Annotated in this window: 11 protein-coding genes and 1 riboswitch; of the genes, 2 read left to right on the top strand and 9 right to left on the bottom strand. The window is 58.7% G+C overall.

The features are described 5' to 3' along the window. Nucleotides 1-48 precede the first annotated feature (48 nt). Together mfd and pth are read right to left on the bottom strand one after the other, a co-directional pair. Nucleotides 49-3,633, bottom strand: a complete 3,585-nt coding sequence (gene mfd / locus QP442_RS03870; RefSeq protein ID WP_285069641.1) for a transcription-repair coupling factor — start codon at nucleotides 3,631-3,633, stop codon at nucleotides 49-51. Nucleotides 3,634-3,636: 3 nt separating this feature from the next. After that, complete coding sequence (gene pth, locus QP442_RS03865) at nucleotides 3,637-4,248, bottom strand: aminoacyl-tRNA hydrolase (protein WP_103632037.1); 612 nt, start codon at nucleotides 4,246-4,248, stop codon at nucleotides 3,637-3,639. A 147-nt stretch (nucleotides 4,249-4,395) separates the two neighbouring features. Here pth and QP442_RS03860 point away from each other — a divergent pair, with 147 nt between their 5' ends. Continuing rightward, nucleotides 4,396-4,944, top strand: a complete 549-nt coding sequence (locus QP442_RS03860) for a 2'-5' RNA ligase family protein (protein ID WP_103632038.1) — start codon at nucleotides 4,396-4,398, stop codon at nucleotides 4,942-4,944. Between the two features lie 74 nt (nucleotides 4,945-5,018). Beyond that, nucleotides 5,019-6,149: a YhjD/YihY/BrkB family envelope integrity protein gene (locus QP442_RS03855; protein ID WP_103632039.1), complete on the top strand. Its 1,131-nt coding sequence runs from the start codon at nucleotides 5,019-5,021 to the stop codon at nucleotides 6,147-6,149. A gap of 150 nt (nucleotides 6,150-6,299) precedes the next feature. Here the strand turns inward: QP442_RS03855 and QP442_RS03850 are convergent, their stop codons facing one another. The 7 genes from QP442_RS03850 to QP442_RS03820 form a co-directional block, all read right to left on the bottom strand. Next, nucleotides 6,300-7,106 carry an exodeoxyribonuclease III gene (locus tag QP442_RS03850; RefSeq protein WP_103632040.1) on the bottom strand — a complete coding sequence of 269 codons (807 nt, stop codon included), beginning with the start codon at nucleotides 7,104-7,106 and terminating at the stop codon, nucleotides 6,300-6,302. A gap of 27 nt (nucleotides 7,107-7,133) precedes the next feature. Further along, nucleotides 7,134-8,132, bottom strand: coding sequence for an ornithine carbamoyltransferase (gene argF / locus QP442_RS03845; protein WP_103632041.1), 999 nt, complete (start codon nucleotides 8,130-8,132; stop codon nucleotides 7,134-7,136). A gap of 65 nt (nucleotides 8,133-8,197) precedes the next feature. After that, on the bottom strand, nucleotides 8,198-9,430 hold the full coding sequence (locus tag QP442_RS03840) for an arginine deiminase (RefSeq protein ID WP_181002097.1): 1,233 nt from the start codon (nucleotides 9,428-9,430) through the stop codon (nucleotides 8,198-8,200). A gap of 83 nt (nucleotides 9,431-9,513) precedes the next feature. Further along, nucleotides 9,514-10,407: a bifunctional methylenetetrahydrofolate dehydrogenase/methenyltetrahydrofolate cyclohydrolase gene (locus QP442_RS03835; protein WP_103632043.1), complete on the bottom strand. Its 894-nt coding sequence runs from the start codon at nucleotides 10,405-10,407 to the stop codon at nucleotides 9,514-9,516. Next, nucleotides 10,404-11,696 carry a serine hydroxymethyltransferase gene (gene glyA / locus QP442_RS03830; RefSeq protein WP_103632044.1) on the bottom strand — a complete coding sequence of 431 codons (1,293 nt, stop codon included), beginning with the start codon at nucleotides 11,694-11,696 and terminating at the stop codon, nucleotides 10,404-10,406. Before glyA ends, QP442_RS03835 begins: the two co-directional genes overlap by 4 nt. Before the next feature lie 40 nt (nucleotides 11,697-11,736). Further along, nucleotides 11,737-11,820, bottom strand: a riboswitch (ZMP/ZTP riboswitch). Nucleotides 11,821-12,023: 203 nt separating this feature from the next. Next, nucleotides 12,024-12,890 (bottom strand): formyltetrahydrofolate deformylase, encoded by an 867-nt coding sequence (gene purU / locus QP442_RS03825; RefSeq protein WP_103632045.1) that lies wholly within the window; start codon nucleotides 12,888-12,890, stop codon nucleotides 12,024-12,026. 49 nt (nucleotides 12,891-12,939) lie between these two features. Then, on the bottom strand, nucleotides 12,940-13,893 hold the full coding sequence (locus QP442_RS03820) for a sugar-binding transcriptional regulator (protein ID WP_285069674.1): 954 nt from the start codon (nucleotides 13,891-13,893) through the stop codon (nucleotides 12,940-12,942). Between the last annotated feature and the right edge of the window lie 11 nt (nucleotides 13,894-13,904).

The raw sequence follows: 13,904 nt of genomic DNA, 5'->3' as shown, positions 1-13,904 counted from the left end.
TTTATGACACGTTCCTTTAAAAGTGCTGAAAGCGCCGTGATGATGAAATCAGGCGTTGAAAGGGACAAGAATCTTCGTTACCAAAGTTTCAACCCAATCCAGCAACGCTTCATCCGTGAGCGGTTCTCCGCCGATTCGACTAGTCATGGGAAGGGGAACCATGACCTGTCGAACAGCAGCTTTAATGACCGCACCCGGGTGTAAACGCTTCAAGCGAAGAAGCTGAGACTCGCGCAGGTCTACCGGACCAACACGCAGATACTTGCCCTGGGTCACGATCTCTTCAATACCGGTTGCGCGCACGATAGTGCGAAGGCGAGCAACATCGAACAGCAATTCCACATTTCGGGGCAACGGCCCGTATCGGTCAATCAGTTCCTCGCGCACATCGGCTGCTCGTTCGGGCGACGTGATCGACGCAATCTTGCCGTATACCTCCAAGCGCAGACGCTCACCGGGCACATAGTCCTCAGGAATGTGGGCATCAACGCTCAGATCCATCCGCAGGTCGCTCTTCTCTTCAGGAGCCTCGCCCCGATAGGCTGCGACCGCATCGGCGACCATCCTCACATACAGGTCGAAGCCAACCCCTTCAACATGACCGGATTGAGCCCCGCCCAGCAGGTTGCCGGCACCTCGGATCTCTAGATCCTTTTGTGCGACAGCAAGCCCTGCACCCAGGTCGGTGTTCGCAGCGATAGTTTTCAGGCGCTCATGCGCGGTTTCCGTCAGAGTCTTGTCCGCCGGATAGAAGAAATACGCGTACGCACGCTCGCGGCCTCGTCCCACTCGACCACGCAACTGGTGCAATTGGGACAAACCGAACACATCGGCGCGATCCACGATCAGCGTATTCGCGTTGGAAATATCCAAGCCGGTTTCCACAATGGTGGTACACACCAGAACGTCGAACTCGTGGTTCCAGAAGTCGACGATCACGTCCTCTAGCTGGTGTTCGCTCAGTTTTCCGTGAGCGATCCTCACGCGCGCCTCGGGAACGAGTTCCTGAATGTGGGCTGCGACCTTCGAAATTGAATCCACGCGATTGTGGACGAAAAACACCTGTCCGTCGCGTAGCAACTCACGGCGAATTGCCGCGCTGACCTGCGCATCCGTGTACGCTCCAACAAAAGTCAAAACCGGCTGACGTTCTTCTGGCGGAGTCTGCAGAATCGACATCTCGCGAATACCTGACACTGCCATTTCCAGCGTTCTTGGGATCGGCGTGGCTGACATCGACAGCACATCCACATCGGTGCGCAGCGCCTTCAGCGTCTCTTTATGCTCAACGCCGAAACGCTGTTCCTCGTCAATCACGACAAGGCCGAGGTTCCTGAACACCACCGTTCCCGTCAGCAAGGAATGAGTGCCAATCACAAGGTCAACGCGCCCCGAGGCAAGCCCCTCTTTCACCTCTTGCGTTTCCTTCGGCGTTGAAAAACGCGAGAGGGACGCAATGGTCACGGGGAAGCCCGCGTAGCGTTCGGTGAAAGTTTCGACATGCTGTTGTACAAGCAGGGTCGTCGGAACAAGCACTGCAACCTGCTTGCCATCTTGAATTGCTTTAAACGCAGCGCGAACAGCGATTTCTGTCTTGCCGTATCCGACATCGCCCGTCAGCAGGCGATCCATGGGGATCGGCTTCTCCATATCAGCTTTCACTTCATCAATTGTCACCAGCTGATCGGGGGTTTCCACATATGGGAATGCATCCTCAAGTTCGCGTTGCCACGGAGTATCGGGGCCGAACGCGTGTCCTTTGGTTGCTTGGCGAGCAGCGTAGAGACGAATAAGCTCCTTAGCAATCTCGTTGACCGCTTTCTTCGCCTTCGCTTTCCGCTTCGCCCAGTCAGCTCCACCCATCTTCGTCAGCGTCGGCTGATCCGAACCCGTGTACTTGGAAATCTGTCCAAGGGCATCGGTCGGAATAAACAGCTGATCCCCACGCTGGCCTCTCTTTGAAGGCGCGTACTCCAAAACCAGATAGTCACGGGTGACAGATGCGGAGCCACGTCCCACGGTGCGCGAGACCATCTCAATGAATCGGCCGATACCGTGTTGCTCGTGGACGATGTAGTCACCCGGGTGCAGTGACAGCGGGTCGACACCCTTCTTGCGACGCGAGGGCATCCGTCGCATGTCCCGGGTTGTAGAACCCGTACGACCCGTCAGATCCGACTCCGTGAGGATAACGAACTGCTCATCCGGCAGGACAAAACCCTGTCCAGCTTGCGCGGTCGTAACGGCAACCGAACCGGCTTCGACAGGAGTCTCAATATCGTCGCGCAGAGTTGCCCGAACCCCTGCTTCAGCCATAATTGTGCGGATTCGGCGTGCAGGACCGGGGCCTTCGGTTGTGATGACAATCCGCCAGCCCTGCGACGCAAGCTGCTTCAAATCTGCGCTCGCCGACACAAAATCGCCCCTGTACGAGCGTACGTCACGCGCTCCCATGCTCATCAGAGTTGGGGACGCAACCACTGCCTTCGTCTCTTCCGCGAGCGCGTCGGAAGTGTCCTCGCCAAGCGCGTCGGCAAGTTCGGGTGGGGGGAGCGTGGTCAATTCCCACCAGGCACGATCGTCCGACTTCCAGATGTCCTCGTACTGAAGGAACGAGGCCTCGCCTGCTTGAATGGGCACGTGTCCCCCACCGGCGGCGGTGGACCAGGCGGCCGCTAAGAATTCTTCGGTCGTTGCGATCAGGTCTTGGGCGCGGGCAGCGATCCTCTCCGGGTCGCAGGCGATAATCGGGCTATCTGCGGGCAGAAGGTCAAGCAGACGATCCATGCCGGAGGTCAGAACCGGTGCCAGGGATTCAATGCCGGGCGCCGCGATACCTTCGGAAGCGAGTGCCAGCATTTCTGCCGCTCCTGGAAGCTTGGTAGCCAGTTCGCGTGCGCGAGCTCGCACGGCCCTATTGAGCAGGAGCTCACGGCATGCGGTTGCCCAGAGGCCGTCCGGTGCTTCCCCTAAGGTTCGCTGGTCTTGAAGAGAGAAGGCACGAATCTCGTCGACTTCGTCCCCCCACAACTCGATGCGTAGTGGATGCGCTTCCTGAGGCGGGAAAACGTCAAGGATTCCACCGCGAACGCTAACTTGTCCGCGAGATTCGACCATGTCGGTGCGCTGGTATCCCAGTTCGGTCAGTCGGTCAACAAGATCCGTCAAGTCAACACGATCCCCGACTTTGACGCGTACGACTTCAATGTCAGCCAGACCTCGAATAATTGGCTGGAGGAACGCGCGGATCGGGACAACAAGAACCGAAAGTGGACCCGCATGCGGATCGCCTGCAACGGGATGGACCAGCCTGCGGAGCACAGCAATACGACGGGCCATCGTGTCGACCTGAGGTGAAAGACGCTCATGCGGGAGCGTTTCCCAGGAAGGGAACATTTCAACACTGTCCGTCCACGACCTCAGGGCAGCAGTCAAACGTTCAGCTTCACGCCCTGTCGCAGTCAGGGCAATCAGTGGCTGTGCCTGTCCGTATTCGCTTAGAGCAGCAAGAACGGGAGGATGCGCGCCAGCGGGAGCAACAAAACAACCGTTCCGTGCCGACGAGATCGAACCGCATGCCTGATCAAGTGCAGAATCTGAGGCAATGATGCCTTTTAAACCGGTAAGGTTCACTCTTTACTTCCCTGAGTTCGCTGAGTGCAGAGCCATCTGAGTCGGAGCAAAACCGTTTGTCACGATGGATTCGACGACGTCGGCAGCATTTTCAAAGGTCACGTCCCATTCGGGGCGGTCTTTGGCGCTCAGACGAGCAAGAACAAAGTCTGCGGGGGCCTGCCTGCCTGGCGGGCGACCGATACCAATACGCAGGCGATGATAGTCCTTCGTTCCAAGGACCTGAGAAATGGACTTCAACCCGTTGTGGCCACCTTCGCCACCGCCCTTTTTCAAGCGAAGCTCATGCGCAGGAAGATCCAGATCATCGTGAATGACTAGAAGATGACCGGCATCGATTCCAAGGAACTTCATCAGTCGGCCAACCGGGCCACCCGAGGTGTTCATATAGGAATCCGACTTTGCAAGCACAACCTTCGGGCCGGGCACACCACCAGGAAGAATTCCAAGACGCACATCCGCTACGTGGGTGCCACTTCGATGAGATGACCACGATGCACCTGTACGTTGGAGCAACACATCTTCGGTCAACTGACCGACATTGTGACGGGTCGCAGCATACTGCTCCCCCGGATTACCAAGGCCAACAACAAGCCACGTGGATGAAGACGTCATACGTCGATTCTGCCATTAGCGTCCACACAATGACGTATAAGGCGTTGCACACCACGCGGACCGAAGTGGGTTAGCGGGCATATGCGTTGCTCACGTAGGCTTGTCAACAGCTACTCCGCTTGTTCACCATCTACCCTAGGCATTGCAATGTTTCTTCCTCAGCGTTCCCCCGGCCAAGACTGGCTCGGTGTCGTTGTTGCAATCCCGGAGCCGTGGGTCACACAGCTGACAGAACTTCGCTTGAACCTCGGAGATCTTCAAGGGTCGATGGTGCCGGCGCACATTACGATCCTTCCGCCGACGCCGTTCCCCTCGGGCGAGCGTCCCGAAGTCATTCGTCACCTGCGTGAAGTGGCAAAACACCACCGCCCCTTCCGCCTGACCCTCAAAGGCAGTGGCTCATTCCGTCCGATTTCACCGGTTGCCTTCCTCAATGTGGATCACGGTGCACGTGAATGTGAAAGCCTCGCCGACGAAGTCCGCACTGGGCCACTGAACATCGAGCAACGTTTCCCCTACCACCCGCACGTCACCTTGGCGCAGGGTCTTGAGGATCCTGTGCTTGACTTGGCCGAAGATATCGGCGATACCTTCGAAGCCTCGTGGATTGTCCCCGGATTCCGCCTCGACAAAGTCGATGAACGAGGTATGTACTCCACCATGGCCCTATTCGACTTCGAAGCAGCCACACTCTAATCTCTTCACCCCCTCACTAAAGGGATCCGTCACGTTCGTTGTGTCCATTCATCCACCACCGTTACGGTGAGTACATGACCAAAGAACAGGCGGCCTCGTCCCCTCAAACACAAGAGGATGCCATCCCCACTTCCGCACCCCCGCGTCTCGGCGACGCGCTCCGCGCCCCGACCCTGGGCGATAAGGTCGCCCAACTTGGCGCCTGGTGGGCACATACGCGCCTGGCGCGCATGCTCGCACGCTACAACGGGGTCTCCGGCAACCTAATTTCTTCAGGCATGGCCCTGACCGCAATCCTGTCATTGACCGCCGCTTTGACCGTTCTTGTCACTGTTTTCCTGTCGATCATCGGCGACAATCAGGAGCTCCGCACCGCATTCTTCGATGCGATTGCGCATGCCATCCCATCCCTGATCCAAACAGATGACAACCCGAACGGCATGGTCAGCCCCGATGATTTCGTGATGACCGGAGCCGTGTCGATCACCGGCATCATCGCTCTTGCGATCATGGCGTGGAGTGCCATCGGCGTGATTGGACAGCTCGCGAATTCGATTCGCAAAATGTTCGCGATCCCCACGGTCCCCGACAATCCGGTGATACAGATTCTGCGTAACGCGCTGGGGGCACTCGGCCTTGCGCTCTCCATCATTCTGGGCGCCGGCCTTGGCATTGTCGTCGATCTTGGTGGCCAGTGGATCCTAGGCACGATTGGTTTGTCTTCCGGACCCGTTGCCACCGGCCTGCTGAAAATTGCTTCCTACGTGGTCGCTTTCGTCGTCTATGCGCTGGTCACATGGCTTCTCATCTGGGTTGTCGCACGCGTTCATCCTCCGCGCAAAGACCTGATCTGGGGGCTGGCAATCATCTCAGTCGCATCGATCGTGCTACGAATTCTTGGCACGTCTGCAGTCAGCGCTTCGTCGAGCCCACTCCTTGCGGCGGGCGCTTCCATCATCACGCTGATCCTCTGGATCAACCTACAAATGAGAGCTTTCCTGATGGCATGCGCGTGGATGGCAAACCCGCCGGCACCCGGAAAGCCCGCGGATGCTGACGAAGTCCATTTCACAGAACGCCCGAACTACATCACCTGCTCGGATCCGCGAACACTGCTCTGGCCACACCACCCGATTTCCGGGGAAGTTCGCCCCGACCCGTTGTATTCGGCAAGCCGTGACTTGGAGTGGCAGACGATCAAGTAACTGCCCTCCGCCGTTAGTTCACGAGGCCGGGCAAGCTGAATACGACTGTGGGGGAACACCAGATGGTGTTCCCCCACTTCGCTTGTTTCATGCTCGAGTTGAAAAGAAATCCAGAAGATTCCCTTCCAGGACCCACGACAGCCCTAGCGGTCAAACCTGGTAGGTCACGGTGAGTGGTGCATGATCAGAGAATCGCTGGTCGTAAGCCTGAGCGCGCCCGATCGCGAATGCAGTCGCGGTCGATGCCAGAGTCGGAGTTGCATAGTGATAGTCGATGCGCCAGCCCGTGTCGTTATCGAAGGCTTTGCCTCGCCACGACCACCACGTGTACGGCCCCTGCACGTCACCGGCTAGGTCACGAACAACGTCATGCCAGCCGGCATCGACCCAATCGTTTAAGAATACGATTTCCTCGTCCAAGACACCCGCACGTTTATTGTGGTTCGGCGTCCAGTTCTTTATGTCCTGACGTGAGCGAACAACGTTGTAGTCACCGCAGACGACAGCCTTTTCACCCGACGCAAGAATCTCAGCCATGCGCTCGCCAATGCGAGGCAGATGAGCCATCTTCGCTTCTTGCTTCGGCGTATCCTTTTCACCCGAATGGAAGTATGCGGACACAACACGAACACTCTGAGAGTCCGCGGTGACAACGGCTTCAATCCAACGCCCAGAGTCAACGTCAGTGTCCGAGTCCCCCAACCCTGCGCGAACATCATCTAGGGTTGCACGGCCTCGTCGCACTGCAATCGCAACACCCGCGCGACCTTTGATGCGACACGGCTCGGTGGCAAGCAACCACTCTTGCCCCAAGATGTCTTCGGTGATCTGAGTATCGGCGCGCACTTCCTGCATCAGCAGAACATCCGGGTCTTCGACCGCAATCCAATCAAGAAAACCACGTTTTACCGCTGCGCGGATCCCGTTCAGGTTAATGCTTGTAATCTTCACGCTTATCCCTTGTGCGTTGAATTCGGCAGGGTGTCAGTCGCCCAGCGTGGCAACCATGACCGCCTTGATCGTGTGCATACGGTTTTCTGCCTGATCGAAGACGATCGAAGCGCCTCCTTCGAAGACCTCGTCGGTCACTTCGATACCATCCATACCGGTGGCTTCAAACAGCTGCTCACCGATCACGGTCTTACGATCGTGATACGCCGGCAGGCAGTGCATGAACTTTGCCTGCGGGCCAGCCTTTTCCATCAGCGAAGCATTCACCTGGTAGTCACGTAGCATCTCGATGCGTTCATTCCAGACATCTTTCGGCTCACCCATCGACACCCAAATGTCAGTGTGGACGAAGTCAACACCCGCAACACCTTCATCAACGTTGTCGGTCACCGTCACCTTCGCACCGGTTTCTTCGCCAATACGGCGTGCGTGAGCGATGCATTCTTCATCCGGCCAAAGTTCACGCGGCGCAACAATGCGGACATCAGCTCCGATCAACGCGCCATTGACCAGCAGGGACCGACCCATGTTGAAACGAGCATCACCAACGTAGGCGTAGGACACCTGATTCAGAGGCTTACCAGCGTGTTCACGCATGGTCAGTGAATCGCAGAGCATCTGAGTCGGATGCCAGTCATCGGTCAGACCATTCCACACCGGAACACCGGAGAGCTCCGAAAGAACCTCAACCTTTTCCTGCTCATCACCGCGGTATTCGATACCGTCAAACATGCGACCCAGAACGCGAGCGGTATCAGCAGTCGACTCCTTGTGTCCCATCTGCGAACCGGAAGGATCTAGATAGGTGGTGTGTGCCCCCTGATCGAAAGCTGCCACCTCGAAGGAGCAACGCGTGCGCGTCGACGTCTTCTCGAAGATCAGCGCAATATTGCGCCCCTTGAGGTGCTGAACCTCGGTACCATTCTTCTTCGCGGCTTTGAGTTCAGCTGCCAGATCAATCAAAGACAGCCATTCGGCAGGAGTGAAGTCGATTTCGCGGAGGAACGGACGACCATGAAGAGCGTGAGGCATGGATGCTCCTTGTGAGATTGTGTAGGTCTGAGAGTAGGAACGTTGAACGTTCGAGGCGTCAAACGTTAAACGCGTGCGGGTAAAGTATCGCGCACAATCGGGCAAGTCATGCAGTGCGCCCCGCCACGTCCGCGACCAAGTTCATTACCGGGGATCGTAATGACCTCGAAACCCTGGTCCGAGAAGTAGTCGTTCGACACCGTATTTCGTTCGTATGACATGACGACACCGGGCTCTAGGGCAAGGAGATTCGAACCGTCATTCCACTGTTCGCGTTCGGCGGTCAAGGAATCCGTGGGGACCGTCAGCACGCGGATGGAATCGAATCCCAATCCGGCAGCGATGACGTCATACATCTCATCAGCTTCGTGAACGGTGATATCCAATTCGCCAGCAGCACCGGGGCGAATCACCTGAGTACGAACCTTCCCCAACCCGGCATAGGCAGTAAATGTTGCTTCATCGAGCATCGTGAAAATCGTGTCGAGGTGCATCTGAGCACGCTTCTTTTCGATCTGCAAAACAATCACGGTGGACGCTACTTCGCCGGCAAAAAGCCTGCGAGCAAGACGTTCAATTCCCTGTGCAGTCGTACGTTCTGAGGCGCCAATAATCAGTGTGTCGTTTCCAGCGTTAATGATGTCGCCACCTTCGATTGTGGCCTGGCCGTCAAGAGTCCCGTGATTCCAGAAGGGGATGTTGAGATCAGCGAAACGCGGGTGCAACCGGTAGACGATCTCTTGGTTGATCGTTTCGCGACGACGAGCCTGTTTCCGCATAGACAAAACCGCAACTCCCCCGCCGATCCACGACGAGGTGTCACGAGTGAACAGGTGGTTCGGCAACGGGGCAAGAATGAAGTCATCCAAGTCCATTCCGGAGATCCAGGCGGACTTCGGTTCATCGATCTGTTCTAAAAGCTCACGCTTCGTCATGCCGGCAATCAAGATCTCGGCAAGGTGAGACGAATCCAGTCCGGCTGTAAAAGCGCGGAGTGAATCCAAAGCTGCAGGACCAACCGTTTTATCGGTGAAAACGAGTTCCAGGGCTTCATCACGACCGCCTGGAACTTCGAGGGCTTCAGTCAAAAGAGTCGAAAAATCAAGAACCTCGATGCCATGACGACGCATCTTTGAGGTCATCGCATCGTGTTCTTCTTGGGCGCGCTCCAACCAGATCACGTCATCGAAGAGGAGTTCTTCCATGTTCGTTGGCGTAATACGCGACATTTCGTTACCGGGACGGTGAACGAGGACTGTCTTCAGCGCACCAACTTCAGATGTGACTGACGGATTCAATGAACTCACTATCTTCAACTCCAACATATGTGGCACTGGGGCGGAGCCTCAACGCCAAGGCTCCACCCCACCACCACAAACAGTTACGCGAGGCGCTCTGCTGCCTCGACAACGTTCGTCACCAGGAGCGCGCGAGTCATGGGACCTACGCCCTTCGGGTTCGGGGACAACCACGATGCGACCTGGTCAACACCGTCTGCAACGTCGCCGCGCAGGCGAGCCTTACCGTCTTCACCTTCAACGCGGGATACACCAACATCGAGCACTACTGCGCCCGGCTTCACCATGTCTTTGGTGATCAGTCCAGCACTACCCGCTGCGGCCACGACAACGTCCGCCTGACGCACGTGAGCAGCAAGATCCTTCGTGCCGGTGTGGCAGACGGTGACGGTTGCATTGATTTCCTTGCGGATCAGTAGCAAACCAATCGAACGGCCAACAGTGACACCGCGACCAACAACGCACACATCCTTGCCACGAAGGTCAATGCCGTGTCGTTCCATCAGTTCGATGACGGCGCGAGGCGTGCACGGAAGCGGAGTATCGATCGGCCCAGAGCCACGAAGAACCAAGCGACCAAGGTTCATCGGGTGCAGGCCATCTGCGTCCTTCGCAGGATCAATGCGTTCTAGGATCGCGTTCTGGTCGATGTCCTTCGGCAGTGGCAACTGAACGATGTAGCCCGTGCATGCCGGGTCAGCATTCAACTGGTCAATCGCTGCTTCAATTTCAGCCTGCGAAGCCGTTTCCGGCAGGTCAACGCGGATGGATTCGATACCCACTTCAGCGCAGTCGCGGTGCTTGCCCGCAACGTAGGACACCGAACCGGGATCTTCACCGACGAGGATCGTGCCAAGGCCGGGCACAACACCACGAGCGCGGAGATTCTTCACACGCTGGGCAAGTTCCGCCTTGATTGTGGCAGCTGTACCCGCACCGTCGAGGACCTTAGCGGGCCCTTCCCAGGGAGCCCTCATTCGCCAAGTCCAACGTAGAGCGGACGAGCGTCGGTCAGAGCCTTCACGCGTGCGCACAGGCCGTCAACGTCAACCGATGCGCCCGATGCCCCCTGAACCAGCGTGGTGCCGATGATGTCGGCGACCTCAGCGAAGTCCTTGGCGTCGAAGCCACGGGTTGCTAGAGCCGGCGTGCCGATACGCAGACCGGAGGTGCGCATCGGGGGACGCGGATCAAAGGGAACTGCGTTGCGGTTGACGGTAATGCCGACCTCGTGCAGAAGATCTTCTGCGTCGCGACCGTCCAGCTTCGATTCGACGAGGTCAACAAGGACCAAGTGAACGTCGGTACCACCGGTGACCAACTTGATGCCGGCTGCTTTCGCATCGTCTGCATTGAGACGATCAGCCAGTAGCTGAGCACCTTCGAGAGTGCGACGCTGACGATCCTTGAATTCTTCGGTCTGCGCGACCTTCATGGCGATTGCCTTTGCGGCAATCGCGTGCATGAGCGGACCGCCCTGCTGGCCGGGGAAGACTGCGGAGTTAATCTTCTTGCCCCACTGCTCGCCACGAGACGACAGAATCATGCCCGAACGCGGGCCACCGATCGTCTTGTGGACGGTAGTGGTGACAACGTCAGCGTGCGGGACTGGGCTGGGGTGCAGGTCTGCTGCGACAAGGCCGGCGAAGTGTGCCATATCGACCCAGAGTGCTGCGCCGACCTCGTCAGCGATCTCACGAAATGCCGCAAAGTCCAGATGACGCGGGTAGGCGGACCAGCCGGCGATGATGACCTTGGGGCGCTCACGCAGAGCAGCTTCGCGCACCTGCTCAGCCTCGATACGCATGGTCTGACGGTCGACCTCGTAGGCCACCGCGTTGTAGTTTTTGCCGGAGAAGTTGATCTTCATGCCGTGGGTCAGGTGACCGCCGTGAGCGAGGGACAGGCCAAGAATCGTGTCGCCCACGTTTGCCATCGCCATCAGGGCTGCAGCGTTTGCCTGCGCGCCGGCGTGTGGCTGAACGTTGACGAAGTCGGCACCCTTGAAGACCTGTTGTGCGCGCTCGATCGCAAGGTTTTCTGCGACGTCAACGGCTTCACAGCCACCGTAGTAGCGACGACCCGGGTAGCCTTCCGCGTACTTGTTCGTCAACACGGATCCCTGCGCTTCTAGGACTGCGCGCGGGACGAAGTTCTCTGACGCAATCATTTCGAGGGTCGCCCGCTGACGTGCCAGTTCAGCGTCGAGCACAGCCTGAATCTCGGGATCCAGCTGGGCAAGGGTCATGTCATTAAGGGAATCCATTGGGTTCTCCTGCTCCTTGAACTGCCGATTTCTCGGTCGGCGCCTTAGCCCAGGCGGGCGGCTATGGTGCCTGTTCATCGCTCCCCGGTGGTTTCCCACCTGTTCGCCAGTCACGACTCATCCACCATATCGCGAAGCGACCAGTTCGCGCACTGCCTTCCCACGTACGAGGCCACCTCCATCTAGGCACTCCCAGCCTGCTATGGGGCGGATGTGGCGAAAGCCGAAACCGTCGCTCACACTCACCAGCGAGAAGCGGTCTCGGCCTCGTGAATCAATTCCTCAGCAGTGCGTGCGTCACGCATCCGCCTGGGGAATAGACGAAAACTAGCGGGAGAACACCACGGTTCGCGTGCCGTCCATAAGGACGCGACGCTCGGCGTGCCAACGGACTGCCTGAGCCAAAACGCGACGCTCCACATCCTGGCCAAGCGCCACCATGTCCGGCGTGGAGTCGGCGTGCGTCACGCGCGTGACGTCCTGCTCGATGATCGGGCCCTCGTCCAGGTCGGCGGTCACGTAGTGTGCGGTCGCACCAATGAGCTTCACGCCACGATCATGCGCCTGCGCGTACGGGCGAGCACCCTTGAACGACGGCAGGAACGAGTGGTGAATATTGATGACGCGCCCCTGCATTTCTTCGCAGACCTTCTCAGACAGAATCTGCATGTAGCGTGCCAGAACAACTAGCTCCACCTTTTCCGAGCGGACCAGGTTGAGCAACTCACGCTCAGCGTCAGCCTTCGTTTCCTTCGTCACCGGAATATTCAGGAAGGGAACGCCGTAGAACTGAGCAACGGGAGCAAGATCCGGGTGGTTACCCACGACCGCGACAACCTCGATCGGCAGGCCCTGGCTACGCTGACGGTAGAGCAAGTCAGTCAGGCAGTGGCCCTCGCGCGACACCATGATGACCGTACGCAGGCGACGACCGAGGGCATCAATATGCCAGGTCGCATCAAAAGTCTTCGCAACCTTCGCCAGACCTTCTTCGACGGGACCTCGACCGACCGGCGAGTCAACCTCAATACGCATGAAAAACAGTCCCGAATCCGGATCCCCGAACTGCTGGGACTGAATAATATTGCCGTTCACACTGCCGATCACACCCGTCACCGCGTGGACAATACCCGGCTGATCCGGGCAGGACAGCGTGATGACAAGCTTCGTGTTTTCTACGGTCGATTCACTCATGGGTACAGATTAGCGGAGGCGGACGAGATCGGGTCGGACCGCCCGGCCCTCAGTCGCGGAGGCGGTCGGCCTCGCGGAGCATCGCGAGGGCCCCCTTCTCGTCGACGATGAGGGCGTTCGCGATTCCGATCCGCAAGGAGACGACCAGGGGCAGGGCCTTCGCTTCGCCCCAGCCTATCGCGAGGGAGCGCTTCGACGTCCGCACCGCGTCGAGGGAAACAGCGATGGTGCGCTTTTCGAGCTCAGGTGAGATCGCGTTGCCGTCAACGTCGACGACGTGGGAGAAGAGATCGGTGACGGCGCCGAGCTCGCGCATCCTCTGCATGCCCTCCGCCGTGAGGAAACCCGAGCGGACGAGGACCGACCCCGGCTCGAGGATGCCGGGCGAGAATACGACGAGGTCGGCCCTCGGGCCGGCGTCCAGAGTCGCCGCGACCGAGGGCTCGCGCAGCAGTCGGACGCTGAGCTCGGGGTCCGTGACGATCGCCGGGGCGGGGAGCATGTGGCCGACGCCCTGCCCGCGACGCGCCATGAGACCGATCGAATCGGCCACCTCGTCGTCGTTCGAGCGGACGAGGCCGCCGTACATCTGGTAGACCTCCAGGCCGCTCGTCCATTCCTCGGGCATCGCCCGGGCGACCGCGGTGAGCGATCGGCCCCAGGCGATGCCGAGGGATTGCGGAAGCGGGCGTTGGGCGGTGATGTAGTCGGCCGTCGTCGCCGCGACGAGGGCGCCGGTCGCCGCCTCGGAGTCCTGGCTGCGGACGACGAAGACCTCTGAGATCCCGAAGCGCTCCGCCAGCTCCTTCTCGAGGTGGCGGACCCTCGCGCGGGGGTGGTTGATCGTGATCCTCACGATCCCCGACTGGCGCTCCTCCTCGAGGAGGCGCCCGACGGTCCAGCGCGTGCAACCGAGACGGTCGGCGATCGAGTCCTGCGTCATGTTCTCGTAGTAATAGAGCTGCGCCGCGCGGAGCACAGCCATTTCCCGATCGTCGTCCATCACGTCGGATC

Origin of the sequence: Pauljensenia sp. UMB1177 (genome assembly GCF_030217965.1) — a bacterium.
In the GTDB taxonomy this organism is placed as follows: domain Bacteria; phylum Actinomycetota; class Actinomycetes; order Actinomycetales; family Actinomycetaceae; genus Pauljensenia; species Pauljensenia turicensis_A.
This window is presented reverse-complemented; position numbering and strand designations above follow the sequence as displayed.